Raw genomic sequence first — 25,298 nt, 5'->3', positions numbered from 1 at the left:
CCATGTGGTACCTGCAAGAATTCGATGACGAAACCGAATTGGAAACAGAGATCCACCCTCTGCACGGTATTACGGTCGACTTTGTCAAGAATACGCTGCAGATCGATGACAGTGACTTCGACCTACCCGTTGCAGTCGGACAGAACGACGTTCCAGCGGAGAAGGTACCCGACTTTGCTCGGTTCATGCAAATACCGTTCGAAGCGAAGGAAGGACATTCGTACGAGGTTTCATTCCTCGCCGAGTGAAGACTTTGGAATTGTCCACCTTCGTTTACGCCAATCCATAACACTTAAGACTGTGGCATGAGAGGAAAATCCAGTGTGGTATCTGCAAGAATTCAATGATGAAACCGAATTGGCAACAGAGATATACCTCTTGCACGATATGACGGTCGAATTCGTCAAACACACGCTACAGATCGACGACAGCGACTTCGACCTACCCGTTGCAGTCGGCCAGAACGACGTACCGGCGGAGAAGGTACCCGACTTTGCTCAGTTCATACAAATCCCGTTCCAAGCCAAAGAAGGACACTCGTACGAAGTCTCGTTCCGCGCCGAACCGAAATGAGGCTTCACACTCCGCGTCCATGGCCGAGCGTTTGCGGTCGAGGGAAGACGAAGACCTACCAGATCGATCGCATCAGGAACCAAGAGACGGCATGTGGTATTTGGAATCGTACAATGGCCGAACCGATTCGATCGCGGACAGCTATCTTCTGCTCGCTATTACGGGAGACAAAATCAGAGAGATAATGGACGTCGACGAAAGTGAACATCCGTTAGAGATGGGACCGTACCCCGTCACATTGGCCGACGTACCGAAATTCGCGAAGTACATAGATGGCAATTTGAGAATCAGTTCCGATTTTGAATACTTCATCGGCCTGTTCACCGACTGAGGAATGGGCAATGCGATACGTGGGAGGCGGACTGCTCAAGAGTGGAGCACACGTGATACCAGAATCTATCGACTGATCGAGCGATTACCGGTCACACGGCACGCGCTTGCTCTCACTAACTTCTGAAAACTAAGATGTGGCACCTAGAGAAATTCGATAAGACTACCCATCTCCTTATGGGCGAATATGTCCTTCACGACATGTCAGCCACGATAATCGGGAGGATTCTCGGAATAGCAGACGAAGAGAACGAACTTCCCATTGGGATTCGTCAACACGACGTTCCGCTGTCCAAGGCGTCAGAGTTTGCAGCTTTCCTGAACGAAGCCTTCACTCTGGACGAGAATGCGAGTACAAAGTTGGCTATTCTTCAGATTGACGATCACCAACAACACGTCCTACAGCGTCGACCTCGGTATCGTCATCGCTCTGGTCGGATCTCAATCTCAGTGTCCGCACCTCAGCGATGAACGTCCACCGGACGATCGGCCACATCGGACAGGCAGCAGAAGATATCTATTCGTATGCACTTACCGACACGGGGGTCCGAATGCACACGAGGAACGGGCACCGCCTCGACAAGTTCGACCCAGTCACCGGCGATATGACAAAAGCGCCGGTGCCCGGCCGAAAACCACGGAGATGACAAATGTGGTACCTGGACGCGTACGAGAAAAAATCCGAGCTTCTTACCAAGAGCTACCCGCTTCGGGGTGCTACCACCAGGATCATTAAAGAGTTGATCGAAGTAGACGAAGGATACGGACCAGTTGAAGCCGCAATGCATGAGGTCGCGCCCGCGGGCTTGGCAAAGTTCGCGCCATATATCGATGTCGAGTTCTTGATCGACTTCGACTGCACCTACTTCGTAGGCCTCTTCGCGGACTGATCCAAGGAGAACCCCCGCCACAACGCGGCCTGACGCGGCCCAAGAGGTTTGCGTACAGACCTTTTACGAAAATCACGTTCAAAACTCTGTACCGATGTCGCGCGCAATACTCCTCGCCGCATTGACGCCGCCCTGGGCTCAACCGCAGAGACGATGAAGCGCGGGCAACCGCTCAGTTCGGCGCGGCACACGCGTAGCCCAGTCGTTTCGCAATCCGCAGACCCAGTTGGCACCCGAACTCCCACTTCTTCGCTAACGTCGGACCATGACGGACTCGAAGGCAGTCGATATCGACCACCTCACCCACACTCTGCGCGACCGCAACATCGCCGGGGTGACCATCGGCTGGGTCGACAACAACGGCATTGTCCGATCGCGCACCGTACCCACAGCGGAACTGACCGCCGTCGCACGACGCGGAGTAGGAGTCACCGCGGTGTTCGCGGTGTTCGATTCGCACGACGGGATCACGTTTGCCCACGAAGGACTGTCGACGCCATCCGGCGATGTGCGGTTGATTCCGGTGGTCGAGAGCGCGTCGAGCGTGGTCGCCCTGTCCGGACAGCCGGGGCTTGCGTGGGCACACGGACGACAGGTCTCGGCGGACGGCACACCGTGGCCCTACGATCAGCGTGCTGTTCTCGAACAGCAGGTGCAGAAGGCGTCCGATGCCGGTTTCGAGGTGCGGGCCGGATTCGAGATCGAGTTCGCCCTGACCCGAGAATCGGACGGACTGTCCGCTCATCGCGGCCCTGCGTACTCCGCCAATGCACTTCGCGATGTCGACGAATTCGTGGTCCTGCTGCTCGAGGCGCTGTCTGCGAACGGCCTCGACATCGGTCAGATTCATGCCGAGTACGGCGGCACCCAGCTGGAGATCGCATTGAGTCCACTCGATCCACTTTCTGCAGCCGATGCGCAAGTACTCGCACGGCAGACCATCCACTCAGCGGCCAAAGCTCAGGGCCTGCGGGCAAGCTTCGCTCCCCTGCCCTCGTCGAGCAGTGCGGGTAACGGGTGGCACCTGCACACGTCGTTGGTTCGTGACGGTCACAACGCATTGACCGGGGACGGAGAGTACGGACTGTCCGACACCGGGCGGGCGTACATCGCGGGCCTCGTTCGAGAACTCCCGGGACTCACTGCCATCACGGCACCGAGTTCGGGATCGCTGCTGCGTCGTCGACCGGGGTATTGGGCGGGTGCCTTCGGATTCTGGGGCGTCGAGAACCGGGAGGCTGCAGTGCGACTCGTACCGTCCACACCCCTTCTCGGCCCCGAACACACGAACGTCGAGTTGAAGGCATGCGACGCGTCCGCCAATCCCTATCTGGCGCTGGCCGTCACGATCGCGGCCGGCTTGTCGGGAGTGGCAGATTCGGCGCAGTTGCCGTCACCGGTTCAGGAGGATGTAGGCGGCTGGGACGATGCTCGTCGCGAGGCCGCCGGGATCTCGCCTCTCGCAACGACCCACGCCCAGCAGCGCGACAACCTACTGTCGTCCGTACTGGTACGAGACGTGTTGGGCGAGGAACTTCGGGGTGCGTTCGTTGCCTGCCGGGACGCCGACGCCGCGTGGGCGGCAAGCCACACCGAGGACGAACTGCTCGAATCGTTGCGCTGGATCTACTGAGATGCTGCGACGGTTTGCCGGGGCAAGCGACATCGTTTCGACTCTCGATCATGTTCTGCCGCAACCGGATCAACTCTGCGGGCCGTTCTCGGCTTCGGTGGCACTGACGGCAGTTATGGACGACGACGCACCGGACGTGACGGCACTCGCGGTCGCATCGAGGTCTGCGATCTGGCCGGGCGAGATCGACTCGGGCCGCCCTCCCGGAACCCCTCGACTCACCGACGGGTGGGATGTACTGCCGAGGGCCGCATCGATCGATTCGGCCGGCACCACTGCGGCAGGTCTCGCGGAAGGCATCGAGACTGCAACCGATTATCGCGTCGCCGTGGTTCCGGTCATGGGACCCGCTACCGACGGACTGCGCGCACTTCTCGACTGCCTCGGCGACAGGCCGTTCCGATTCGGCCTGGTGGCGAATGTGCATACCGGGAAGCTGACCGAATTCGAGTGGAACGTCGGACATTTCGTGACCGTTTGGGGATTCGACCCGATCGCGGACGTGATAGCGATCGGTGACACCTATCGGGAACTCGGGGGCCCGGACATGCCGCCCGGATGTCGAACCGTCTCGACCGACGCTGTCGCGTCGGCGATGTCCGAGCGTGGCCTGCTGCTGATCGTCGACAGGCAGGATCGTCCTTCGGCTATACGTCTGGTCCGCTCGCTGGAGCTTCGACACGACGTGTGGTCGGTGTGACCATCAGGACTCGAGCAATGCAAAATGAGCGTGGGTTCCCTTCGGAACCCACGCTCATCAGCATGGTGTGGTGAAGCCCGGGGGCTTCAGATCACCAGGAGCTCTTGCGAACTCCGGGAAGCTCTCCGGCGTGTGCCATCTCGCGCACGCAGATACGGCAGAGGCCGAACTTGCGGAACACGGAATGGGGACGGCCGCAGCGGTTGCAGCGAGTGTATGCACGCACCGCGAACTTCGGCTTCTTGTTGGCCTTGTTGACCAATGCCTTCTTCGCCATGGACTCAGTTCTCCTTGAACGGGAAGCCGAGGTGCTTGAGCAGCGCGCGGCCTTCTTCGTTGTTGGTTGCGGTGGTTACTACGGTGATGTCCATGCCGCGCGGACGGTCGATCTTGTCCACGTCGATCTCGTGGAACATCGACTGCTCATTGAGGCCGAACGTGTAGTTTCCGTTGCCGTCGAACTGCGTGCCCGACAGGCCGCGGAAGTCCCTGATTCGGGGCAGGGCAATGGAGACCAGACGGTCGAGGAACTCCCACATGCGGTCGCCACGGAGGGTGACGCGGGCGCCGATGGGCATTCCTTCGCGCAGCTTGAACTGTGCGATGGACTTGCGAGCCTTGCGGATCTCCGGCTTCTGGCCGGTGATGGCAGCGAGGTCGGCAACTGCACCGTTGATCAGCTTGGCGTCACGGGCGGCGTCGCCGACACCCATGTTGACGACGACCTTGACGATGCCGGGGATCTGCATGACGTTCTCGTATGCAAATTCGGTGTTCAGGGCGTCTTTGATCTCGGCGCGGTAGCGCGCCTTGAGGCGGGGCTGTTCGCCCGCGATGTTTTCGGTGGTAGTCATCTCAGATGTCCTTCCCGTTCTTCCGGGAAACACGAACGCGCTTGCCGGATTCTTCGTCGGTCCGGTAGCCCACGCGAGTGGGGTTGCCGTCCGAGTCGACCACTGCAACGTTCGATACGTGGATCGGGGCTTCCTGTGTGACGATGCCGCCCGAGGATGCGCCGCGCTGGTTGGCGGAGACCGCGGTGTGCTTCTTGATGCGGTTCACACCCTCGACCAGAACCTTGGAGTCAGCGGGGTAGGCCTGAATGACCTTGCCCTTGGCACCCTTGTCCTTGCCTGCGATCACGAGAACGGTGTCGCCCTTGTGCACCTTCATTTACAGCACCTCCGGGGCGAGCGAGACGATCTTCATGAACTTCTTCTCACGCAGCTCACGGCCGACCGGGCCGAAGATGCGGGTTCCACGGGGATCGTTGTCCGGCTTGATCAGCACAGCAGCGTTCTCGTCGAAGCGGATGTACGAGCCATCCGGACGGCGGCGCTCCTTGACTGTGCGGACGATGACGGCCTTGACGACCTCACCCTTCTTGATGTTTCCACCGGGGATGGCGTCTTTCACCGTAGCTACGATGATGTCGCCGATTCCGGCGTAGCGACGTGACGAGCCACCGAGAACGCGGATGCAAAGGATTTCCTTCGCGCCGGTGTTGTCAGCGACGCGTACTCGCGACTCCTGCTGAATCACTCACTTCTCCTTGACCTGGATGTACGTACGTGCCGGATTTCCGTCCCGACACGCGCGGTCGGCTGCCGGGTGCGGGCGCACGAGGGCACACCGCTGCCACAGGCAACCGGTCAAGTGTAGGGGAACAGGTTCGTCGGATCCAAATCGCGGTCGCCCGCGCTCCGGCTGCTGCCTGCGGACCCGAGACTCTCGGTACGGTTTCGGAGATGGGACATCTCCGAATCGGCGAGGCACCGCGATGACGTCGAACGATGTTGCGGCCGGCTGGTGGTCCGGTCTGCCCACCGATCGAGCTGTTCGAATACACGGTGCCACCGCACGAGAGCTGGCCGATTCGGTGAATCCACTGCCCGCCGCTGCTCCCGCGATCGTGTTCTACGCAATCGAGCCTACGTCTGCGAAACGGACGGCCGAGCTCGTGGATGCCGTGGTCGGCGAAATGGAGAACGCGGCGGCGGACTCGGCTGAGCTATGGCTTCCGGAATTCGACCACCGGGCAGGTACGTCCACGTTGGATCGGCGCGCGGCGCGCACGGCAGCTGTGCGATTGGCCGCCGACACCGTGCACTTCGGCCCCTACATCGGAGCCCTCGCCGACGCCGCCGTCGCCGGGCGACCATCTCGCCGAGCAGCGTTCACCGTCGAAACCAGGGCCGCGGGTTCGGCGCGAGTACTCGCTGCTGCTCAACAACGCAGTTCGACCGCACTGGTGTTGGTCGTACCCGAGGGCGTCGATGCCGGTGTTGCCGCGACCGCATCGGAGTGGCTGTGCACGCACGCCGGGACGGCGGTGTGGGTCACCGGTGACGGAGCGTCCGCCATGGATCGGTTCCCGTCGGTGTCGGTTCGTGCACCCGCAGTGCCCATCGGCGTCAGCACCGTCCTCGACCGATTTCGCCCTCTGAGCTACCCGCCGATCGCCGGACATCCGCACCCGGCCAGTGATCCGGAAAAGCGTCTGTATCGAGCGCTGGACGTGCACGAGTGGGCCACCGGGCGAGAACACAATCGCGCGATCCGGCTCGGCGAGCTCAGCCGACCGTTCACAGTCGACGTACTCTGGCGCACCGAGAAAGTTGTCGTGGAAATCGACGGTAGCGAACACCGGGCTCCCGAGCGTTTCGCCGAGGACCGAGTGCGCGACAACCAGCTGCAGACAGACGGCTACATGGTGTTGCGGTTCACCAACGCTCAGGTGCTGGACGACCCGCACCGCGCTGTCGCTACCATCCGCGAGGCAGTATCGAGAAGACGATCTAAGGGGGATCCTCGATGAGTACCGAAGACCTGAACGGAACCGAAGCAGCAGTCCTGCTGGTTCTGATGGCCGAAGCGAGTCCGGTCAAGAATTCCGAGCTCAAGTCGATGGGCCCCGAATTGGCGAAGCCTTCTCGCGACAGGCTGAAGAACGCCGGTCTGATCGAGGTGAACTCCTCGGTACGCCCGATGACACTCGAACTGACCGACAAGGGATGGCGCACCTGCGGCGAACTCATCGGTGGTGAACCCCCGGCTCGATCCACCGGAGCCGGTAAAGCGATGTTCACCGTGTTGGCTGGATTACGTCGATGGCTCGATCGCTCCGACAGTCGTCCGGCGGATGTGTTCTCGCCCCGCGGTGACGAACCTGCTGCGGAAGAAAAGCCCGACCAGACCAACGACAGCGCCGACATCGAAGCCAGCATTCGCGGTGCCTACGCGCGGCTCGCACGTGAACCCGGCAGCACGGTCCGACTCTCGCGACTGCGAAACGAGTTGCGAGACATACCCAGAACCGATCTCGACGATGCTCTCGCACGCCTCCGACGAGCCTCGGACGTTTCACTGATCCCCGAAGAAAATCAGAAAACACTCACCGACGAGGAACGGGCTGCAGCCGTCGTCGTAGGTAATCAGCACAACCACCTTCTTTCGATCGAAGCATGATGGGCGTTGAGTCGACGATGACGGACAGCGAGCAGATCCGAGCACTCGAGTCGGTGCGGCTGAGCTGGGCACCGACACCCGACGACGTGTGGCGCTCCCAATCCAACGTGCACGTGCCGGGGATGCACGAGCGGGTGTTCCTCGAAGTGATGAGTGCGTACGACGACGCCGACGCGTCCGACGACGCCAGCCCCCTCGGGGTTGTCGTGCGGGGCCCCGCCGGCTCGGGCAAGACACACCTGTTGGGCCAGGTGCGCGAGGAGGTACAACTCAAGGGGGGCTACTTCTTCCTGATCCGGCTCCTCGACGCCGCTGGATTCTGGCGTTCGACGCTGATGGGGATGCTCGACGACTTGATGCGGCCGTCCGGTCGAGGATCGGACAGTCAGCTCGGTCTGCTACTCCGACGCCTGTGCGAGATCGGCGACATCTCCGAGGATCAGCGCGCAAAGGTCATGGGCGAGAACATGATCGATGCCGAGACGCTCGATGCCTTCGTCACGGCGGTCTACAAGGTCCACCCTCGCCACCGCCGGACGTCGCAGCACACGTTGCGCGCGCTGGTGCTGTCCATTGCCCCCGACTCGGCAGTGCAGGACTTGGGTGACGCCTACCTGCAGTCCATCGACGACGTCGATCCCGAGGAATTCTCGGGGTGGGGAATTCGCCGCGCCGAACTCGGACATCAGGGCATCGCCGAGAACATTTCCCGCCTGCTCGCGATCACCGGCCCCACGATCCTCGCGATCGACCAGATCGACACACTCGTCGCCCAGTCACGCACCGGATCCGATCAGGAGTTCGCGGACGCGCAGGAGGACAAGGTCGTCGAACAGCTCGCGCACGGGCTGATGTCGCTCCGCGAAACACTCCCCCGCACTGCCTCGGTCCTGTCGGCTCTGTCGAGTGCATGGGAATTGATCGCCGCCCGTGGAGTGGCTCCCATGCGCGACCGCTTCCGAGTCACGCAGTCGCTCAAGCCGATTCCATCGTCGGACGTCGGCCGCCTGTTGCTCGGGCGACGCCTGGCCGCATGCTTCCTCGAAGCCGGATTTACTCCCCCGCACCCGACGTGGCCGGTGGCCCCCGACGCGTTCGAGCAAGCCCCTGACTTCACTCCGCGACAGCTGCTCATCGCCGTCGACCGTCACATCAGGCACTGCCTCGACACCGGCGTCGCTTCGGAGCTTGCGAGTTTCACGGACAAGTCCGGGCCTGCGGATGTACCGGAACTTCCCACGGCGCGGGTGAACGAACTCGACACGCTCGACGAGCGCTACCGGCAACTGCGCGAACAGGTGGACGTCTCTGTTCCGCTCCGACCCGACAGCGAGGACTCGATCGCTCCCGCTCTGCTGTCCGCGGGCCTGACCGCGTGGATTCACGAGCACCAGTCTTCCGACGACAGCCTGGCACAGGACCCGCCGCCCAGTGGCAAGCCTGCTCTGCACGCCCGGCTACGCCACACCGTCGACACCGATACCGACGACGAAGAGCACTGGTGCTTCCGTGCGGTGACGTCCGGCAACGCGCGGGCCGCACTGGCCAGAGTGGAGCGCGCTGTGACCACGGCGGGCTTGCGTGTCGACATGCCCAAACGACGGCTGATTCTGATCAGGAACGACCCGTGGCCCAACGGAGCGAAGACCGAGCAGACCATCGCGGCCCTGCGTCGCGCCGGTGGCGTCGTGGTGCCCTTGAGCGACGAGGACCGTCGGGCACTGGCAGCACTGTCGACCCTGCTGAGTGAGAACTCCCCTGCGCTCACGTCTTGGCTACTCGCGCGCAAGCCGGCACACGCCGTCGAACTGTTCAGGACGGTGCTGCCTGCCGTGAGTGTCGTCGACGACGACACGGCGCTCATCGAACCCGAAACCACGGTCTCCGCCTCGGCACCTGCGGCCACGCGTCGGCCGTCCATCGTGGTCGGTGCGGAATTGAGCACCGGTGCAGACGTCGCGGTTCCACTCGAGGCGCTGCGTAAGCACACGGCCATCTTTGCCGGCTCCGGCTCGGGCAAGACGGTACTCATCCGTTGCCTGGTGGAAGAGTGTGCGCTGCAGGGTGTTTCGGCAATCGTGCTGGATGTCAACAACGACCTGGCTCGGCTCGGAACCGCCTGGCCGGAGGACGAGCGAACCTGGCCGCCCGGAGACGAAGCCAAAGCAACGGCATACCTGCGCGATACCGATGTCGTGGTCTGGACGCCGCGTAAGTCTGCTGGTCGCCCGCTCAGTTTCCAACCACTCCCCGATTTCGTCAGCGTCCTCGGCGACGCCGACGAGTTCGAGGCCTCCGTCGAGTCCGCTCTGGCATCGCTCGAACCGGCCGCCGGCGTTCTCGGTACGTCCCAGAAGGCCAAACATGGTCGGGCCGTGCTGAAGTCGGCACTCGATCTCTTCGGTCGACGGCCGCACGGTGGACATCTCACCGACTTCATCGACCTACTCGAAGAATTCCCCGAGGATGCCAGCGAGATGCGCGACGCCGTACGAATCGCAGCCGGCCTGGCCGAGAATCTCAAAGCCGCTGCCGCGAACGACCCGATGTTCGCCGGGGCAGGTACGCCGGTCGATCCAGCTGTTCTACTGACGCCGGCCGAGGGCAAGAAGGCCAGGGTGTCGGTGATCAACCTGGCCGGTCTGACCACCGACGAGCAGAAGCAGAGTTTCGTCAACCAACTGCAGATGGGTTTGTTCGCCTGGATAAAGAAGAACCCAGCGGGCGACCGGCCCCTGGGCGGACTGTTCGTGATGGACGAGGCGCAGAACTTTGCGCCGTCGGACAGGACGACCGCGGCGACACACAGCACGCTTGCTCTCGCGTCGCAGGCACGCAAGTACGGGCTCGGGCTGGTGTTCGCCACCCAGGCTCCCAAGGGCCTGCACAATCGCATCGCCGGCAACGCGTCCACTCAGTTCTATGGACTGCTGAACAGCCCGTCGCAGGTCGACGCAGCCAAGGAGATGGCGCGAGTCAAGGGCGGTTCGGTTCCCGATGTAGGGCGTCTGCCTGCGGGACAGTTCTACGCCGCGGTGGAGGGCGCGGAGTTCCGGCGCACCGCCACTCCCTTGTGCCTGTCCTACCACCCGAAAAGCCCACCGACCGAGGAAGAAGTCATCGAACTCGCACGTTCCTGACAGCGGGCGGCGGACACTGGCACACTGGATCCGATGAAAAGCCTCGCTCGCGGGGAGAACTGCCCCGCTCCGCCCGGTCCCCTGACGGTGACGCTCGCCGCCTCGGCCTCCGTCGACGTATCCGCCCTGCTGCTGGGGCCGGACGGTCTTGTACGGTCGGACGCGGATCTGGTGTTCTACAACCAACCCATGGGTGCGGGCGTGGAGTACCAGCGTGCCCCGTCCGGCCATCTCGTCCGCGTTGATTCGTCGGCCATTCCGCAGGACGTCGAGACCGTCGTCATTGCGGCCTCGCTGGACGGCAGCGGTCCGGCCACGTTTGCCGCCGCGGGATCTACTTCGGCGATAGTGTCCGACGGGTCCGGCACGGCACTGGTCGGGTTCGCGGCCGACGCTCTCGGTGACGAGAGCGCTCTTGTCGTCCTGGAGTTCTACCGGCGGGGCGAGCTTTGGAAAATCCGCGCCGTCGGCCAGGGGTACGCGGACGGATTGGGCGGTCTTGCAACCGCTTTCGGTATCAGTATCGAAGACGACGAGCAGCCGCCACCCGACGTCCCGACGCAGGTCCCATCGTTCGAGACCGCACCGCCCGTGCAATCCCCTGCCCACCAAGGAGTTCTGGCCATGAGAAGTGAGCTGTTCGCACCCGCCCACGCCGAGGTTCCCGGGTCCGGCATTCAGAAACAGGGCAGCAAGATGTGCCGGGTCGGCATGAGCGGCGAGATCATGGCTCGGGCCGGTTCGATGGTTGCGTACCAGGGCAATCTGCAGTTCGAGGCAAAGGGCTCAGGGGGTATAGGTCGAGCCCTCAAGCAAGCTCTGTCCGGAGAGGGTGTCCCGCTGATGAAGGTCACGGGTCAGGGCGACCTCTTTCTCGCGAACGCTGCCCAAGACGTTCATCTGATAGACCTCGACGGCTCAGACGGACTGACGATCAACGGTGCGAACGTCCTGGCTTTCGAGTCCTCGCTGAGCTACGACATCAAGCGAGTCCAGGGAGCGGCAGCAGGCGGGAACGCAGGCTTTTTCAACTGCGTGTTCACCGGGCGCGGACGCATCGCCATCACGACCGACGGCGTCCCTGTGGTGCTGAACGTCGATCAGCCGACCTTCGCAGACCCGCAAGCTGCCGTTGCATGGTCGTCCTCGTTGCAGACACGAGTGAAGAAGAACGATTCGTTCGGACTCGGGACACTGATCGGACGTTCGACCGGTGAACGCTTCACCCTGGAGTTCGCCGGCCAGGGGTTCGTCGTCGTACAGCCGTCGGAACAGCCACCGGGCGGACTGATCGGCGGCAGCGGTAGTGGCGAGCAGGCCGGAGTCGGCGGGGCACTGGGCGGCTTGCTGGGCCGATAAGCCCGCGACCAGAACGCACAAATGCCCGCCCCCAGAATGGGGGCGGGCATTTTCGTGCAGATTTTACTTGGCCTTTTCGAGAACCTCGACCAGTCGCCAGTGCTTCGTGGCGGACAGGGGGCGGGTCTCCATGAGCTGAACGCGATCGCCTACGCCGGCGTCGCCCTTCTCGTCATGTGCCTTGACCTTGGTGGTACGACGGATGATCTTGCTGTAGAGGGGGTGCTTGACCCTGTCCTCGAGCTCGACCACGATCGTCTTTTCCATCTTGTCGGATACGACGTAGCCGATCCGGACCTTACGGTTGTTGCGCTCTTCAGTCACAGTGTTTTCCTCGCTCATGCTGCGTCACCTGCTGTGTCCTCGGAAGGACCAGAGGCCAAGCCGAGCTCACGTTCGCGGAGCACCGTGTAGATACGCGCGATCTCGTGGCGCACCACGCGCAGTCGACGGTTGTTGTCCAACTGGCCGGTAGCCATCTGGAAACGAAGGTTGAACAGCTCTTCCTTCGACTCACGCAGCTTGGTGACCAGCTCTTCACCGGTGAGCTCGCGGAGCTCTGCGGCTGGGGTTCCGGTAGCCATCAGAACTGCTCCTCCCTGGTGATGATGCGTGCCTTGATGGGCAGCTTGTGGATGGCGCGAGTCAGTGCCTCACGCGCGATGGTCTCGTCGGGGTACGACAGCTCGAAGAGCACACGACCCGGCTTGACGTTCGCGATCCACCACTCGGGCGAACCCTTACCGGAACCCATGCGGGTCTCGGCAGGCTTCTTGGTGAGCGGGCGGTCCGGGAAGATGTTGATCCAGACCTTGCCGCCACGCTTGATGTGGCGAGTGATCGCGATACGAGCGGACTCGATCTGACGGTTGGTGATGTAGGCGGGCTCGAGGGCCTGAATGCCGTAGTCACCGAATGTCACCTGAGTTCCGCCTTTGGCGGCACCCGAACGCTTCGGGTGGTGCTGCTTGCGGTGCTTGACCCGGCGGGGGATCAACATGCGTCAGCCCTCCTGAGTGGGCTCGGTCGAGGCCGGGGCCTCGGTTGCGGATGCCGCGCGGCCGGCCTCGGTGCTGGTCGCCGTGGTGCCCGAGGCACCGCTGCGACGCGGCCGAGTGGGACGCTCACGACGGGGACGGTCTGCACCGGCGGCCGGAGCCGCTGCGGCAGCGAGTTCACGCCGTCCGCCGACGATGTCGCCCTTGTAGATCCAGACCTTGACGCCGATGCGGCCGAAGGTGGTCTTGGCCTCGTACAGCCCGTAGTCGATGTCGGCACGGAGCGTGTGCAGGGGAACGCGTCCCTCGCGGTAGAACTCCGAGCGAGACATTTCTGCGCCACCGAGACGGCCCGAGCACTGAACACGAATGCCCTTGACGTTCGGCTGACGCATGGCCGACTGAATGGCCTTACGCATGGCGCGACGGAATGCGACGCGGTTGCTGAGCTGCTCGGCAACACCCTGAGCCACGAGCTGAGCCTCGGACTCGGCGTTCTTGACCTCGAGGATGTTGAGCTGAACCTGCTTGCCGGTCAGCTTCTCGAGAGCTCCGCGGATGCGGTCGGCCTCGGCACCACGGCGACCGATGACGATGCCCGGACGCGCCGTGTGGATGTCCACGCGAACACGGTCACGAGTGCGCTCGATCTCGACCTTGGCGATACCCGCTCGCTCCATGCCGGTGGCGAGGAGCTTGCGGATCTCGACGTCTTCCTTGACGTACTCCGAGTACTGCTTGTCTGCGTACCAGCGCGACTTCCAGTCAGTGGTGATACCCAAGCGGAAGCCGTGCGGGTTGATTTTCTGACCCACTACTGAGCCCCTTCCTTGGACGCCTGGCCCTTACGACGGTTACGAGACGTTCCGCCGGTCTTGGGCAGGCTTTCGACGATCACCGTGATGTGGCTGGTGCGCTTGCGGATCCGGAAAGCCCGGCCCTGAGCGCGCGGCTGGAATCGCTTGAGGGTTGCACCCTCGTCGACGAAAGCAGTGGCGACGATCAGCGTGCTGGGATCGAGATCCAGGTTGTTCTCGGCGTTGGCCGCTGCGGACGCGATCACCTTGGCGACCGGCTCGCTCGCTGCCTGCGGCGCGAACTTGAGGATGTTGAGCGCGTCCTCGACGGAGCGCCCTCGAACCAGATCCACGACGCGACGTGCCTTCATCGGCGTGACGCGAACGTGCTTCGCTACGGCCTTGGCAGTCGGATTGGCGGTGGGGGTGAAGTTGGTCATCGCCTCTTCGCCTTCCGGTCGTCCTTGATGTGACCCTTGAACGTGCGGGTCGGTGCGAACTCTCCGAGCTTGTGGCCGACCATGGAGTCGGACACGAACACCGGCACGTGCTTGCGACCGTCGTGGACGGCGAAAGTGTGACCGATGAAGTCGGGGAGAATTGTCGATCGACGGGACCAGGTCTTGATGACCTGCTTGGTTCCCTTGTCGTTCTGGACGTCAACCTTCGCGAGGAGGTGATCGTCTACGAACGGGCCTTTCTTCAGGCTGCGTGGCATTCTGAACTCCCTCCTAGCGCTTGTTCTTGCCGGTACGACGACGACGGACGATGAGCTTGTCGCTCGCCTTGTTCTTGCGGGTACGGCCCTCAGGCTGTCCCCAAGGGCTGACCGGGTGGCGTCCACCGGAGGTCTTGCCCTCGCCGCCACCGTGCGGGTGGTCGACCGGGTTCATCACGACACCACGGACGGTCGGGCGCTTGCCCTTCCACCGCATGCGGCCGGCCTTACCCCAGTTGATGTTCGACTGCTCGGCGTTACCGACCTCGCCGACGGTTGCGCGGCAGCGCACGTCGACGCGACGGATTTCACCGGACGGCATACGCAGCGTGGCGTAGGGGCCTTCCTTACCGAGGAGCTGGATGCTCGCTCCGGCGGAGCGGGCCATCTTCGCGCCACCACCCGGACGGAGTTCGACCGCGTGGATGGTCGTACCCGTGGGGATGTTGCGCAAGGGCAGGTTGTTGCCGGGCTTGATGTCGGCATTGGCACCCTGCTCGATCGGCGATCCCTGGGCGATGCCCTTGGGTGCGACGATGTAGCGCTTCTCGCCATCGGCGAAGTGCAGCAGGGCGATGTTCGCGGTGCGGTTGGGGTCGTACTCGATGTGAGCGACCTTGGCCGGCACGCCGTCCTTGTCGTTGCGACGGAAGTCGATGAGACGGTACGCACGCTTGTGACCGCCACCCTTGTGCCGGGTGGTGATACGACCGTGTGCGTTACGTCCACCGCGGCCGTGCAGCGGGCGGATCAGCGACTTCTCGGGGGTCGAACGCGTGATCTCAGCGAAGTCGGACACGCTGGAGCCACGACGGCCCGGGGTTGTCGGCTTGTATTTACGGATTGCCATGAGTCTTCTCGTCCTCTATATCCGAAGAGTCCCAGTCGCTTACGCGACCGGACCTCCGAAGATCTCGATGGGCTTGCTGTCGGCGGAGAGCGTTACGAGCGCGCGCTTGGTGTCCTTGCGCTTGCCGTAACCGAACCGGGTCCGCTTACGCTTGCCCTGACGGTTCATCGTGTTGACGCTGGTCACGGTGACGTCGAAGATCTTCTCGACGGCAATCTTGATCTGCGTCTTGTTCGAGTCCGGGTGCACCAGGAACGTGTACGTGCCTTCTTCGATCAGTCCGTAGGACTTCTCGGAGATGACCGGTGCCAGCAAGATGTCGCGGGGATCGGCGATCGTGGTCACTTGCTTGCCTCCTCGTTCTTTGCAGGCCCAGCGATGAAGGTGTTCAGCGCTTCCACGCTGAAGACGACATCATCGGCGTTGAGCACGTCGTACGTGTTGAGCTGGTCGGGTGCAATCGGGTGCACGCCGTCCAGGTTCTGAACGCTCTTCCAGGCTGCGATGTCCTCGCGGCCGACGACGAGCAGGACCTTCTTGCGGTCCGAGATCTCGGCGAGGAACGTCTTCGCACCCTTGGTGGACGGAACCTGTCCGGCAACCAATTCGGTGATGACGTGCAAGCGCTCGCTGCGGGCCCGATCGGAGAGGGCTCCGCGCAGAGCGGCGGCCTTCATCTTCTTGGGGGTCCGCTGGCTGTAGTCGCGCGGCTGCGGTCCGTGGACTGTGCCACCGCCGACGAACTGAGGAGCGCGAGTCGAGCCCTGACGGGCGCGGCCGGTGCCCTTCTGCCGGTACGGCTTCTTGCCGCCGCCGCGAACCTCGCCACGAGTCTTCGTGGAGTGGGTTCCCTGACGAGCAGCAGCCAGCTGTGCGATGACGACCTGGTGCAGCAGCGCGATGTTCGCCGGTGCGTCGAAGATCTCCGCGGGGAGATCGACGGTGCCGTTGGTCTTGCCGCCGGCTTCCTTGACATCGAGCGTCAGCTTGGTCTCGGTGTTCTTCTCGAGGCTGGTCATGCTCGTGCACCACCCTTCAATGCAGACTTGACGATCACGACGTTGCCGCGACGGCCCGGGATCGCTCCCTTGATCAGCAGCAGACCGTTCTCGCTGTCCACCTTGTGGACCGAGAGGTTCTGCGTCGTGACACGGTCGCCACCCATACGTCCGGACATGCGCATTCCCTTGAACACGCGGCCCGGAGTTGCGCAGCCACCGATGGATCCGGGACGACGGTGCACAGCCTGTGCACCGTGGCTCGCGCCCTGTCCCTTGAAGCCGTGACGCTTCATGGTTCCGGCGAAGCCCTTGCCCTTGCTGGTGCCGGTGACGTCGACGTATGCGCCGTCCTCGAACACTGCAGCCGTGAGCTCCTGGCCGACCTCGAACTGCGAGGCGTCGGCAACGCGAATCTCCACGATGTGGCGACGCGGCGTGACACCTGCCTTCTCGAACTGGCCGGTGGTGGGCTTGTTCACCTTGCGCGGGTCGATCGCACCGAATGCGACCTGGACGGCGCTGTAGCCGTCACGTTCCTGGGTGCGGATCTGGGTGACCACGTTGGGGCCTGCCTTGATCACGGTCACCGGAACGACGCGGTTGTTCTCGTCGAAGACCTGGGTCATTCCGAGCTTGGTGCCCAGAATTCCTGTCGCAGGCCGGTTCTTGTTATCAGTCATCGTTGTCTCCGCGCTCACTGGATGTTGACGTCGACACTGGCCGGGAGGTCGATGCGCATGAGCGCGTCCACCGTCTTCGGTGTCGGGTCGAGGATGTCAATGAGCCGCTTGTGAGTACGCATCTCGAAGTGTTCGCGCGAGTCCTTGTACTTGTGCGGCGAACGGATGACGCAGTACACGTTCTTCTCTGTCGGCAACGGCACCGGTCCGACGACGCGGGCACCCGTACGGGTGACCGTTTCGACGATCTTGCGCGCTGACGCGTCGATCGCCTCATGGTCGTAGGCCTTGAGCCTGATGCGGATCTTTTGTCCCGCCACGCTTAGTGTCCTTTTCTTGCCGCTTGGTCGTAGAACGGGCCGTTCGGCCTGCTCCACCTCGTCTGCACAGTCCCCGAGCCGGTGGAACCCACCGACCCGAACTGCCTTCGTGCACACACGACAGTGAAAAACGTTGACGACCCAGGCGTGGCCTGCATCCGTTGCCGCTCTTCATCTGTCATGGTTCTCCGGTCCACGCGGTCGGGCGTGTCGCGATCCCGCTCATACTTCTGCGCTGAAACTTTCGCTTCAACCATCCGTACCGAGGGAAACCCGCACCGATCGAGCTGGTGTTCCGGACGCGCTCACGTGGAGCGCTGGTCTCATGTCTTGCTCAGCCGGCCTCTCGGCAGACTCACCTGTTTCAGGCCGCACGCATGCGCGTCCCGTGTCCAGGCAACCCGACCAGTATGCCGCAGACAGGGCGACAGATCAACTCGGGGTCCGACGATGTCCACCGCGCTACCTTACCGAGCAGTAAGGTAGCGCCATGACCGCAGTCGAGAGCACCACCGGCATCACCTATCGCGCCTGGTCCAAGCTCCCACACAACACTATCGGGTCCGCCGTGTTCTCCGTCGGCATGTGTCTTCGGGTCCCCTACTTCGCGTCTGTGCTGCCGCGGGTAGTGGCGCTCGAACCGGGGCGCTGCGAGGTGACGGCTCCGAAATGGTTCGGCATTCGGAATCATTTGGGCACGTTCCACGCCATCGCAGCGTGCAATCTCGCGGAGGTTGCGATGGGAATGCTCGCCGAGGCGACGGTGCCGACGTCGCATCGCTGGATCCCCAAATCGATGAATGTCGCGTATCTGACGAAGGCGACCACCTCGCTCCGCGCCGTTGCCGAACTCGACTCGATCCCGGATTTCTCCACCGTGACCGACGGGCTCGAACTCGTCGTGCCGGTGTCGATACGCGACACCGCAAGTGTCGAAGTGGTGCACGCGGACATCACCATCTGGGTGTCCGCCGCGTCCCGTTGACATACTCGAGCCATGAACCGGGAGATGCAGTCGGAGTCCGATGACTCGGTAGTAGTGGTCGGCGGGTCGGGGGCTGTCGGCCGCCTGATGGTCGATCTGTTGCGCAACGACGGCGTAGCCGTGACGGTCGTCGACGTCAATGCCGGTCCCGACGCAGCCTTGCCCGTCACGGTCGGAGACATCACCTCGCCCGACAACGATCTCGAAGCGGCGCTGGGGCGTGCCGCGACGGTGATCCTGGCGGTGCCCGAATCAGTGGCGTTGGCAGCAGACTTGACGGCAGTACGGCCCGAGGCGCTACTGGTGGAGACCCTGTCGGTCAAGTCTGGCTTCGCTCGCCACGTGGCTGCCACCGACCGCCTCGGTGCCGTTGTCGGTATCAATCCCATGTTCGCCCCGTCCCTGGGTATGGCCGGGCGTCCGGTAGCCGCTGTCGTACACCGCGAAGGCATCGCCGTGGACGCCTTCCTCGACAGAATCGCGCGGTGGGGTGGCCGCGTCGTACCTCTCGACGCCGAACGCCACGATCGCCTCGCCGCCGCGACGCAGGCTCTCACGCACGCCAGTGTGCTGGCATTCGGGTTGGCACTGGCCGAACTCGGTTTGCCGTTCGGCGACATCGACGCCGTTGCGCCTCCTCCACACACCACGTTGCTGGCGCTGCTCGCGCGCATCACGGGCGGCGAACCCGAGGTCTACTGGGATGTCCAGGCCGGCAATCCACACGCCGGCGAGGCCAGATCGGCCTTGCGTCGGGCGACGAAGACATTGAACGAGGCAGTCGATTCCGGTTCGGAGTCCGAGTTCGCTCGACTGCTGACCGAAGCCGGGTCCGCCCTGAGCGGCAGCGGCGATCGGTATCGCACCGTCTGTGCAGAGATGTTCGGTATCGTTCGAGGTAATAGTAGTAACCGATGACCACTCACAACATCGCGAAGGCGAGGCACGCAATGCTGGAACAGCCGTCCTTGCCGGAATTCGACGCCGACGACGTCGTGGAGAGCGCGGTCGTCTCGAGGCTGGCGAAGAACTGGTCGCAGCGCGCGACGGTGAAGAAGCCCGAGCCCGAACTCGACGACTTGTTCGACACGGCCAAGCAGGACTTCCCCGACGCTCTGATCCCCTTCGGCGAGCACGACACGTTCGCAGGCGCCACACCGGAGCAGCAGAATCGGCTCCGCGCGTGGGGTTGGATCGCGTTCAACAAGAACGTGATGGATGTCGAACAGCACGTCGTACACCCCGGTTTCGCGCTGCTGGCACAGGACGTGTTCGAGACCGGAATGGGAGACACGCTCGCAGTGGCGGTCACTCAGGCCATGGTGGACGAGCAGTACCACACGCTGATGCACCTCAACGCGAGCGCAGCGACTCGCAGGGGACGTGGATGGGCGCTGTCCGAGCGCTCGTTGCCGTTCAGCTCCACTGTGCGTAGGCAACGTACTGCCCAAGCAGGCAGCGAGGACTCGTGGTCCGCGGCAATCAGTTCTCTCGCCTTCATGACGGTCGCAGAGATTTCCATCACTTCCTACTTGGACCTGATAGAGGACGACGACATCATTCAGCCCATCAATCGGGCGACGGTGAAACTGCACAACCGTGACGAGTACTGCCATGCGTCGATCGCCGACGACATGGCCGCGATCGTCTTCGATCGGCTCGGAGCCAACGACCGACAGAAGTTCCTCGACGGCCTCGTAGATGGGATGGACGCGTTCTCGAGCAGCGATTTCTCTACGTGGCGGCGCATCCTCGAACTCGAGGGCGTCCGCGGTGCCGAGGAGATGCTGGCAGACGTCGAGCAGGACAAGAGTCGCCGTGCGTTGGTTCAGGATTACAGCGGGCTTCGGTCGCTGTGTCGGAAACTCGACGTCGAGGACAGCATCGATATCGATTGGGGCTGACTGCGGAGGTCACCCGGCGTCGACCCGCAGGTAACATTCTCGGGGAATTCCGGTATCAAGTAGTGGCCCTCGACTCCAGGGGTCCGGTCCCACCATCCACCCCGACAGCTCGGAGACTCGATGTCGTCAGCTCAACACGCAGCCGTACACGTGGAGGACGTACACAAGTCCTTCGGTGATGTGCATGCGCTGCGCGGCATCAGCTTTTCCGCGGAGCGCGGAACCGTCCTGGGCATTCTCGGTCCCAACGGTGCCGGCAAGACCACCACGGTCAAGGTGCTCTCCACCCTGATCGCACCGGACAGTGGCAAAGCATTCGTCGCCGGACACGATGTTGCGGCCGACGCCCCGGCGGTACGACGCTCGATCATGATGACCGGGCAGTACGCGGCACTCGACGACACGCTCTCCGGCCGCGAGAACATCGAGTTGTTCGGCCGTTTGATGGGGCTGGACAAGAAGGCCGCCAAAGCCCGCGCCAAAGCCCTGCTCGACGAGTTCGATCTCTCGGATACCGGCAAGCGGCCCGTACGCGGGTACTCCGGCGGTATGCGACGCCGTATCGACATCGCTTGCGGCTTGGTCGTGCGACCCGAGGTCGTGTTCCTCGACGAGCCGACGACCGGACTCGACCCTCGTAGCCGGCAGGGCGTGTGGTCGCTCGTCGAAGCACTCAAGGCGCAGGGCATCACCGTGCTGTTGACGACGCAGTACCTCGAAGAGGCGGACGTCCTCAGCGACAACATCATCGTCATCGACAAGGGCACCGTCATCGCCGAGGGCACGTCGGATCAGCTCAAGGCCATGACCGGTGGCAGCTACTGCGAAGTGGTGCCGCTCGATCCCGGTCAGCTCCGAGCGGCCGCCCGCGCACTGGGCGACATGGTCCCGTCGGCCGTGCACGCCGAGATCACCGCTACATCGGACCGACTTTCGGTGCCGGCACCCGACGGCGCAGCGACGCTGTCCGAGATCCTGCGCCGCGTCGACGCGGAGGGAATCGTCTTGGCCGACATCGCACTGCGTCGTCCCTCGTTGGACGATGTGTTCCTCACTCTCACGGGCCACTCGCAGGCGACGAGTTCGACGTCATGACGGCCACGACGCGGGGGGTATCCAAGACGCAGCCGAGGTTTGTCGAGCGGACCGGTGCCGGTACCACAACACAGCAGCCCAAGCGGCGGTCGAGGACCAAACCCTCCGGCTTCGTTCAATGGCAGGCGCTCACCGGTCGCTCGCTCTGGACCATGCTCACCCAGGGCGAGTTACTGATCGCAGTCATCGCTCCGCTGATCTTCACTGTCGGCTTCTACCTTCCACTCAAGTTCGTGATGGGCTTACAGGGGATCAATTACGCCCAATTCTTGATGCCGATCATCGTGCTGCAGGCAATGGCGTTCACTGCTATATCCGCCGCGCAGAGGGCCTCGACGGAGTCGATGAGTGGACTCAATTCTCGGTTGAAAACGATGCCCGTCGTACGCGGTGTCCCGCTGGTCTCGCGAATCTCGAGCGGTGTGGTCCGTTCGTTGGTGTCGTTGGTATCGGCGCTCGGCTTCGGTTACATCATCGGTTTTCGCTTCACTGCTGGATTCGGTCAAGCCTTGCTGTTCTGCGCACTCGCCATGCTGATCAGCACGACGCTGTCGATCGGTGCCGATGCGATCGGCACACTCTCGAAGAGTCCCGAAGCGACCAGTCAGGTGTTGACTCTCCCCCAGCTCATTCTCGGTATGGCGTCGTGCGGGTTCGTTCCGGAAAGTGGTTTTCCGGAACTGATCCGACCGTTCGTACGCAACCAGCCGATTTCGCAGTTCTCCTTCGCGATGCGGGATATGGCCGAAGGCGGAGTCAGCTTCCAGGTGTTGTGGCCGTCGCTCGCGTGGGTGGTCGGCCTGATCCTGTTCTTCGTCCCGCTCGCAATCTGGGCGAGCTCGAGACCGGAATGACGAGGCCGAAATGACGATGTCAGAGGCGTCGGTGAACACCACGCGCGTATCCAACCTGACCTTCCCCGAACCCAACATGGTCCTGCGAGAAGGGTCGATTCGTGCGCTCGGGACTCATAGTCTGATTCAAGCGAAGCGGCTGCTGACGCGCTGGATGCGCGATCCGTCGACAATGATTCAAGCGCTGCTGTACCCCGCATTGATGCTGGTCATGTTCCGTGTCGTACTCGGAAACTCGATTTCCGCGGCCACCGGCTCGCCGGCGATCTACGGACAGGTGCCGATGATCGCTCTGGTCGGGGCCATGTTCGGGTCCATCGTCAGCGCTGTCGGCCTCAAGGGCGAAAGAAAGACGGGTTTACTGTCGCGGTTCTGGACGACGCCGACTCACCGCGCGGCCGGTCTGCTGGGAAGAATCATCGCGGAAGCCGTCCGGGTGCTCGTCACCACCATCGTCATCACCTGCGCCGGTGTGGCACTGGGGTTCAGATTCACCCAGGGAATTCCGGCCGGTATCTTGCTGATCTTGTTGCCCGTCGTATTCGGTATCGGGTTCGCGGTGATGATCACATTCCTGGCAACGGTCGCCGGCGACGCACCCCTGGTCGAAGTCGTGTCGATCTTTGCGACGCTACTGATGTTCTTCAACGCCGGCTTTGTTCCAGTACTGGCGTACCCGCCGTGGCTTCAACCTGTCGTCGCGGCACAGCCCATGTCGGTCGCGGTCAATGCGATGCGCAATCTTGCCGAGGGTGGTCCGGTGCTGACGCCGGTCTTGCGGACCTTTGCGTGGTCACTCGGTATGGCAGTGGTGTTTCTGATCCCTGCCATCCGGGGGTACAAGAAGGCATCTTCGACCGGGTGATCGGCCAACTGCTACGCGTTTTCTTGATCCGAGGCAGTGAAAGCGGTGGCGCCGGACGTTGCACGCTCTGCTGGTATCCGAATTGCCGGTCGACGTGAGGATTGCCACACGGGACGGTCCCGCACAACTACTGGCGCTGTAGTTCCGCATTTGCCCAAAAGGCTTCTCGCCGCAAAAATGTTACGGTCATGTCAACCACATGCTGTCGCCGGCGTCGAACGACGCGGTGAGCCGACCGGAAAGAGGCCATGGCGATTACCACCCGAGTTGCGGGTATCTTCTGCGCGCTCCTAGCAATGTCCGCCGTGATTTTCACCGGGAGCTCTGTCGCTTCCGCTGACCCTGCCGCTCCCCAACCTGCTATCCCAACCGTCGAGGGGACGAACGACTTCAGTTGTGTTCCCAGCCCCGAGCACCCTCGTCCGGTGGTGTTGATACATGGCACAAAAATGGACTCCACCACGTGGTCTGTGCTGGCCCCGCAGCTCATCGAACAGGGCTACTGCGTGTTCGCACCCAACTACGGTGCCGTCGGGCTGCTGTTCGAGCCCGGCAAAGTTGTGTGGGGCTCGGGCGACATTCCGCAATCGGCACGTGAAGTCGGCGACTTCATCGATCGAGTTCTGACCGAGACGGGATCCTCTCAGGTCGATATCGTCGGACACTCGCAGGGCGGAATCGTTGCTCGGCAGTACATGAAGTTCGACGGCGGCACCGACCCGGCCGACCCGGCCCGAAACAAGGTCCACAGTCTCATCACCTTGGGTGCAACCAACCACGGAACGACATTCGGTGGGCTTCAGGAATTGGCAAAGGTAGTTACCTCGCTCGGTCTCCCTGGCGACGCCATCACCCCTCTTGCTTGGAACATGGCAGGAGCTCAGCAGCTCATCGCTTCCCCGGTGTTGGTCAACTTGAACGCTGGCGGCGACGTTCTGCCCGGCGTCGACTACACCGTGATCGCTACCCGTGACGATCAGATATCCACGCCTCCCGAGCTGACCTTTCTCCAGTCCACCGATAGATCTTCAGTGCACAACGTCTGGGTTCAGGATGTATGTCCCGGTGCGACGACCAGCCACCTCGGCTTGGTCGCAGACCCCGAACCGGTGTATATGGTGCTTTCGGGACTCGATGCCCAGTACGGGCGCGATCACCCGGCTCCCTGCGCTTAGCACCGCAGTCGGTGCTGGCCCGTTGAAGCGCCCGCTGGACGCGTGCGACCAGGAGAAAGGCTACGATGCCCGCTACTGCTGAAATCACCGTAGTGATTCCGGTGCACAACGCCGGGGACTACTTGGCTGTTCAACTTGCTGCTCTGACGAGACAAGATATCGACCGAGATTTCGAAGTCGTCCTGGTCGACAACAATTCGACCGATGGCGCGATCGAGGATCTCGACACCTCGCTCTACTCTCGCTTCGATCTACGCATCGTGCGAGCCAACGACGGGGTCGGACCGGCCTACGCGCGCAACGCCGGTGCCCGCGTCGCATCCGGGCAACTACTCCTGTTCTGCGACGCAGACGACGCGGTGCATCCCGACTGGGTCCGCAAGATGGCCGACTTCCAGGCCAGCGGCAATTTTGATGTGATCACTTCAGCGGTAGAAGGTATGACACTCAATCCGAACGGTCGCAGGAAAATAGCCGAAATCGCTCCCCCTGACAAATTCCAGGCACCACAGTTCTTCGCTCCGATCGTCGTGGGATGCAGTTTCGGGTGCACAGCGCAGGCGTACTCCGCCCTCGGCGGTATGGACGAAACATATCGAGCTAACGAAGAGGTCGAATTGGGGTGGCGGGCATTCAACGCCGGTTACCGTGTGGAGTACTTACCCGAGGCACTGGTGGCCTATCGCTACCGAGTCGGTTTTCGTTCAGGTTTCCAACAGGGCATTCCCCGTGGAATCGGATTCGCTCGACTCGGGCTGAATTTTCCGGACAGCGGCATCTCCAAGCAAAGCCTCATCCGCTTGCTCGGTGAGATCGTGTGGCTCGGCACCAAACGCGGACTCGCATCCGAAGAGCGTGGACTGCTGATCGGTGTGGCTCTGGGGCGAATCCGCGGCGGCCTCGTCTACCGAACTTTGCAGCCCTAGCCCGGTCGGTCGCGGGGGGGTCACCAAATTTGGGGTT

34 protein-coding genes are annotated in these 25,298 nt (G+C 62.8%); 19 read left to right on the top strand and 15 right to left on the bottom strand.

Features of this window, described 5'->3' with window-relative positions; translation table 11 throughout:
* Positions 1 to 2 precede the first annotated feature (2 nt).
* From ACFI9K_RS04815 to ACFI9K_RS04785, 7 genes are all read left to right on the top strand, one after another.
* Positions 3 to 248: a DUF7683 domain-containing protein gene (locus ACFI9K_RS04815; RefSeq protein WP_462662475.1), complete on the top strand. Its 246-nt coding sequence runs from the start codon at positions 3 to 5 to the stop codon at positions 246 to 248.
* A 73-nt stretch (positions 249 to 321) separates the two neighbouring features.
* The gene (locus tag ACFI9K_RS04810) at positions 322 to 573 is read left to right on the top strand and encodes a DUF7683 domain-containing protein (protein ID WP_462662474.1); all 252 of its coding nucleotides are present in this window, start codon (positions 322 to 324) and stop codon (positions 571 to 573) included.
* A gap of 19 nt (positions 574 to 592) precedes the next feature.
* Positions 593 to 904, top strand: a complete 312-nt coding sequence (locus tag ACFI9K_RS04805) for a DUF7683 domain-containing protein (RefSeq protein ID WP_462662473.1) — start codon at positions 593 to 595, stop codon at positions 902 to 904.
* Positions 905 to 1,038: 134 nt separating this feature from the next.
* Positions 1,039 to 1,374 carry a DUF7683 domain-containing protein gene (locus ACFI9K_RS04800; RefSeq protein WP_462662472.1) on the top strand — a complete coding sequence of 112 codons (336 nt, stop codon included), beginning with the start codon at positions 1,039 to 1,041 and terminating at the stop codon, positions 1,372 to 1,374.
* Between the two features lie 179 nt (positions 1,375 to 1,553).
* Complete coding sequence (locus tag ACFI9K_RS04795) at positions 1,554 to 1,793, top strand: DUF7683 domain-containing protein (protein WP_037176575.1); 240 nt, start codon at positions 1,554 to 1,556, stop codon at positions 1,791 to 1,793.
* A gap of 265 nt (positions 1,794 to 2,058) precedes the next feature.
* The gene (locus ACFI9K_RS04790) at positions 2,059 to 3,426 is read left to right on the top strand and encodes a type I glutamate--ammonia ligase (RefSeq protein ID WP_462662471.1); all 1,368 of its coding nucleotides are present in this window, start codon (positions 2,059 to 2,061) and stop codon (positions 3,424 to 3,426) included.
* 1 nt (position 3,427) lies between these two features.
* Positions 3,428 to 4,126: a DUF6885 family protein gene (locus ACFI9K_RS04785; protein ID WP_462662470.1), complete on the top strand. Its 699-nt coding sequence runs from the start codon at positions 3,428 to 3,430 to the stop codon at positions 4,124 to 4,126.
* Between the two features lie 91 nt (positions 4,127 to 4,217).
* Here the strand turns inward: ACFI9K_RS04785 and ACFI9K_RS04780 are convergent, their stop codons facing one another.
* From ACFI9K_RS04780 to rplN, 4 genes are read right to left on the bottom strand one after another with little or no spacing between them, the layout of a single operon-like run.
* Positions 4,218 to 4,403, bottom strand: a complete 186-nt coding sequence (locus ACFI9K_RS04780; RefSeq protein WP_008718273.1) for a type Z 30S ribosomal protein S14 — start codon at positions 4,401 to 4,403, stop codon at positions 4,218 to 4,220.
* A 4-nt stretch (positions 4,404 to 4,407) separates the two neighbouring features.
* Complete coding sequence (gene rplE, locus ACFI9K_RS04775; RefSeq protein ID WP_008718275.1) at positions 4,408 to 4,980, bottom strand: 50S ribosomal protein L5; 573 nt, start codon at positions 4,978 to 4,980, stop codon at positions 4,408 to 4,410.
* 1 nt (position 4,981) lies between these two features.
* Positions 4,982 to 5,299: a 50S ribosomal protein L24 gene (gene rplX / locus ACFI9K_RS04770; protein ID WP_008718278.1), complete on the bottom strand. Its 318-nt coding sequence runs from the start codon at positions 5,297 to 5,299 to the stop codon at positions 4,982 to 4,984.
* The gene (rplN, locus tag ACFI9K_RS04765; RefSeq protein ID WP_008718280.1) at positions 5,300 to 5,668 is read right to left on the bottom strand and encodes a 50S ribosomal protein L14; all 369 of its coding nucleotides are present in this window, start codon (positions 5,666 to 5,668) and stop codon (positions 5,300 to 5,302) included.
* A 238-nt stretch (positions 5,669 to 5,906) separates the two neighbouring features.
* Between rplN and ACFI9K_RS04760 the strand changes: the two genes are divergently transcribed.
* Genes ACFI9K_RS04760 through ACFI9K_RS04745 form a run of 4 tightly spaced genes read left to right on the top strand, consistent with a single transcriptional unit; the run spans position 5,907 to position 12,093 of the window.
* Positions 5,907 to 6,944: an endonuclease domain-containing protein gene (locus tag ACFI9K_RS04760; protein ID WP_462662469.1), complete on the top strand. Its 1,038-nt coding sequence runs from the start codon at positions 5,907 to 5,909 to the stop codon at positions 6,942 to 6,944.
* Entirely contained in the window at positions 6,941 to 7,594 is a 654-nt protein-coding gene (locus ACFI9K_RS04755) for a hypothetical protein (protein ID WP_462662468.1), read from the top strand. Before ACFI9K_RS04760 ends, ACFI9K_RS04755 begins: the two co-directional genes overlap by 4 nt.
* A gap of 17 nt (positions 7,595 to 7,611) precedes the next feature.
* A complete protein-coding gene (locus tag ACFI9K_RS04750) occupies positions 7,612 to 10,734 on the top strand; it encodes an ATP-binding protein (RefSeq protein ID WP_462662467.1) in 3,123 nt (1,040 codons plus the stop codon).
* Positions 10,735 to 10,767: 33 nt separating this feature from the next.
* Entirely contained in the window at positions 10,768 to 12,093 is a 1,326-nt protein-coding gene (locus tag ACFI9K_RS04745) for an AIM24 family protein (RefSeq protein WP_462662466.1), read from the top strand.
* Positions 12,094 to 12,156: 63 nt separating this feature from the next.
* Here the strand turns inward: ACFI9K_RS04745 and rpsQ are convergent, their stop codons facing one another.
* Genes rpsQ through rpsJ form a run of 11 tightly spaced genes read right to left on the bottom strand, consistent with a single transcriptional unit; the run spans position 12,157 to position 17,457 of the window.
* Positions 12,157 to 12,435 (bottom strand): 30S ribosomal protein S17, encoded by a 279-nt coding sequence (gene rpsQ / locus ACFI9K_RS04740; protein WP_032376635.1) that lies wholly within the window; start codon positions 12,433 to 12,435, stop codon positions 12,157 to 12,159.
* Positions 12,432 to 12,677 carry a 50S ribosomal protein L29 gene (gene rpmC / locus ACFI9K_RS04735; protein ID WP_032376634.1) on the bottom strand — a complete coding sequence of 82 codons (246 nt, stop codon included), beginning with the start codon at positions 12,675 to 12,677 and terminating at the stop codon, positions 12,432 to 12,434. The genes rpsQ and rpmC overlap by 4 nt, the downstream gene beginning before the upstream one ends.
* A complete protein-coding gene (gene rplP, locus ACFI9K_RS04730; RefSeq protein ID WP_027496313.1) occupies positions 12,677 to 13,093 on the bottom strand; it encodes a 50S ribosomal protein L16 in 417 nt (138 codons plus the stop codon). The genes rpmC and rplP overlap by 1 nt, the downstream gene beginning before the upstream one ends.
* A gap of 3 nt (positions 13,094 to 13,096) precedes the next feature.
* Positions 13,097 to 13,906, bottom strand: coding sequence for a 30S ribosomal protein S3 (gene rpsC / locus ACFI9K_RS04725; protein ID WP_027496312.1), 810 nt, complete (start codon positions 13,904 to 13,906; stop codon positions 13,097 to 13,099).
* A complete protein-coding gene (rplV, locus tag ACFI9K_RS04720) occupies positions 13,906 to 14,328 on the bottom strand; it encodes a 50S ribosomal protein L22 (RefSeq protein WP_037188319.1) in 423 nt (140 codons plus the stop codon). Before rplV ends, rpsC begins: the two co-directional genes overlap by 1 nt.
* Positions 14,325 to 14,606: a 30S ribosomal protein S19 gene (gene rpsS / locus ACFI9K_RS04715; protein ID WP_008718309.1), complete on the bottom strand. Its 282-nt coding sequence runs from the start codon at positions 14,604 to 14,606 to the stop codon at positions 14,325 to 14,327. Before rpsS ends, rplV begins: the two co-directional genes overlap by 4 nt.
* 13 nt (positions 14,607 to 14,619) lie before the next feature.
* Positions 14,620 to 15,456 carry a 50S ribosomal protein L2 gene (gene rplB / locus ACFI9K_RS04710; protein ID WP_008718311.1) on the bottom strand — a complete coding sequence of 279 codons (837 nt, stop codon included), beginning with the start codon at positions 15,454 to 15,456 and terminating at the stop codon, positions 14,620 to 14,622.
* Between the two features lie 39 nt (positions 15,457 to 15,495).
* Entirely contained in the window at positions 15,496 to 15,801 is a 306-nt protein-coding gene (gene rplW / locus ACFI9K_RS04705; protein WP_027496310.1) for a 50S ribosomal protein L23, read from the bottom strand.
* Positions 15,798 to 16,475 carry a 50S ribosomal protein L4 gene (gene rplD, locus ACFI9K_RS04700; protein WP_008718317.1) on the bottom strand — a complete coding sequence of 226 codons (678 nt, stop codon included), beginning with the start codon at positions 16,473 to 16,475 and terminating at the stop codon, positions 15,798 to 15,800. The genes rplW and rplD overlap by 4 nt, the downstream gene beginning before the upstream one ends.
* Positions 16,472 to 17,137: a 50S ribosomal protein L3 gene (gene rplC, locus ACFI9K_RS04695; protein WP_027496309.1), complete on the bottom strand. Its 666-nt coding sequence runs from the start codon at positions 17,135 to 17,137 to the stop codon at positions 16,472 to 16,474. Before rplC ends, rplD begins: the two co-directional genes overlap by 4 nt.
* A gap of 14 nt (positions 17,138 to 17,151) precedes the next feature.
* Positions 17,152 to 17,457 (bottom strand): 30S ribosomal protein S10, encoded by a 306-nt coding sequence (rpsJ, locus tag ACFI9K_RS04690; RefSeq protein ID WP_003938093.1) that lies wholly within the window; start codon positions 17,455 to 17,457, stop codon positions 17,152 to 17,154.
* A gap of 490 nt (positions 17,458 to 17,947) precedes the next feature.
* Between rpsJ and ACFI9K_RS04685 the strand changes: the two genes are divergently transcribed.
* The 8 genes from ACFI9K_RS04685 to ACFI9K_RS04650 all read left to right on the top strand — a co-directional run bounded on the left by ACFI9K_RS04685 (position 17,948) and on the right by ACFI9K_RS04650 (position 25,261).
* A complete protein-coding gene (locus ACFI9K_RS04685) occupies positions 17,948 to 18,442 on the top strand; it encodes a hotdog fold domain-containing protein (protein ID WP_462662465.1) in 495 nt (164 codons plus the stop codon).
* Between the two features lie 12 nt (positions 18,443 to 18,454).
* Complete coding sequence (locus tag ACFI9K_RS04680) at positions 18,455 to 19,360, top strand: prephenate dehydrogenase dimerization domain-containing protein (protein ID WP_462662464.1); 906 nt, start codon at positions 18,455 to 18,457, stop codon at positions 19,358 to 19,360.
* Positions 19,361 to 19,392: 32 nt separating this feature from the next.
* The gene (locus ACFI9K_RS04675; protein ID WP_462662735.1) at positions 19,393 to 20,346 is read left to right on the top strand and encodes an AurF N-oxygenase family protein; all 954 of its coding nucleotides are present in this window, start codon (positions 19,393 to 19,395) and stop codon (positions 20,344 to 20,346) included.
* 120 nt (positions 20,347 to 20,466) lie between these two features.
* A complete protein-coding gene (locus ACFI9K_RS04670; RefSeq protein WP_462662463.1) occupies positions 20,467 to 21,441 on the top strand; it encodes an ATP-binding cassette domain-containing protein in 975 nt (324 codons plus the stop codon).
* Positions 21,438 to 22,295 carry an ABC transporter permease gene (locus tag ACFI9K_RS04665; protein ID WP_462662462.1) on the top strand — a complete coding sequence of 286 codons (858 nt, stop codon included), beginning with the start codon at positions 21,438 to 21,440 and terminating at the stop codon, positions 22,293 to 22,295. The genes ACFI9K_RS04670 and ACFI9K_RS04665 overlap by 4 nt, the downstream gene beginning before the upstream one ends.
* 10 nt (positions 22,296 to 22,305) lie before the next feature.
* On the top strand, positions 22,306 to 23,160 hold the full coding sequence (locus tag ACFI9K_RS04660; protein ID WP_462662461.1) for an ABC transporter permease: 855 nt from the start codon (positions 22,306 to 22,308) through the stop codon (positions 23,158 to 23,160).
* 248 nt (positions 23,161 to 23,408) lie between these two features.
* Positions 23,409 to 24,335, top strand: coding sequence for an esterase/lipase family protein (locus ACFI9K_RS04655; protein WP_462662460.1), 927 nt, complete (start codon positions 23,409 to 23,411; stop codon positions 24,333 to 24,335).
* Positions 24,336 to 24,400: 65 nt separating this feature from the next.
* A complete protein-coding gene (locus ACFI9K_RS04650; protein ID WP_462662459.1) occupies positions 24,401 to 25,261 on the top strand; it encodes a glycosyltransferase family 2 protein in 861 nt (286 codons plus the stop codon).
* Positions 25,262 to 25,298 lie beyond the last annotated feature (37 nt).

Source organism: Rhodococcus sp. PSi06 (assembly GCF_054960675.1).
The sequence above is the reverse complement of the archived record's forward strand: the minus strand, read 5'-3'. Positions and strand labels throughout refer to the sequence as shown.